The 1,230-nt window shown below is 67.5% G+C and carries 1 protein-coding gene; it reads left to right on the top strand.

From position 1 onward, the window contains the following. On the top strand, nucleotides 1-1,230 hold a 1,230-nt coding region (locus tag ACYVPE_RS39800; protein WP_461038728.1), incomplete at both ends, for an acyl carrier protein.

Genomic DNA, 1,230 nt, shown 5'->3' with positions numbered 1-1,230 from the left:
ACCACCTCGCACCCCTCACCGACACCCAAGGACTCACCCTCCTCGACACCACCCTCACCACCACCCACCCCCACACCATCACCGCCCACTTCACCCAACCGCCCAGGAGCACCGTCGCCAGCGTCGCACCGCTGTCCCAGGCCGCTACCTTGCCGGCCGAGAAGCAGAGTTGGCGTGACCGCCTCAGCGGACTCGGCCTGGAAGAACAGCGATCAGCCACGAAAGACCTGGTCTACTCGATCGTGGCCGGGGTCCTCGGATACACCAGTTCCTCCCCGCTGGAGCCGGAACAGGCGTTCAAGGAGATGGGCTTCGACTCGCTCACGGCCGTCGAGTTGCGCAACCGCCTCAACGCGGCGACCGGTCTGCGCCTGCCGACGACCACGATCTTCGACCATCCCACACCCAAGGAGCTCGCGGAGTATGTGCTGTCCGAGCTCACCGGCGTTACGACCGCCCATGAGGGCCACGCCGCCGTCACTCCCGTCCTGGTAGATCGGGACGATCCGATCGTGATCGTGGGGATGGCGTGCCGTTATCCGGGTGGGGTGTCCTCTCCCGAGGAGTTGTGGCAGCTGCTCGCGGACGGGCGGGAGGCTGTCTCTGGTTTTCCGGAGAACCGTGGTTGGGATGTCGGCAGCCTGTATGACCCGGATCCTGAGCGGGCTGGTAGGACGTACACGCGGCAGGGGGGTTTCCTCTACGACGCGGGTGACTTCGACGCCGGGTTCTTCGGGATCAGCCCCCGCGAGGCACTGGCGACAGACCCGCAGCAGCGCCTTCTGCTCGAGGCTGCCTGGGAGGCCCTGGAGCGAGCCGGGATCGCGCCCCCAAGCTTGCGTGGGAGCCAGACCGGAGTCTTCACCGGCGTCATGTACGACGACTACATGGGGCGCCTCCACGGTGCGCCCGATGGCTTCGAAGGACACCTCCTGGCAGGAAGCGCCGGCAGCGTGGCCTCGGGGCGTATCTCGTACGTGTTCGGTCTGGAGGGGCCCGCGGTGTCGGTGGACACGGCGTGCTCGTCGTCGCTGGTGGCCCTCCACATGGCGGCCCAGTCCCTGCGTCAGGGCGAGTGCTCACTCGCCCTTGCCGGAGGGGTGACCGTCATGGCGTCACCCACCGTGTTCATCGAGTTCAGTCGTCAGCGGGGGTTGTCGGCCGATGGTCGGTGTAAGCCGTTCGCGGCTGCTGCGGATGGGACGGGGTGGGGTGAGGGTGCGGGGTTGT

The sequence above is a fragment of the Streptomyces mayteni genome, from assembly GCF_054783955.1.
The sequence above is the reverse complement of the archived record's forward strand: the minus strand, read 5'-3'. Positions and strand labels throughout refer to the sequence as shown.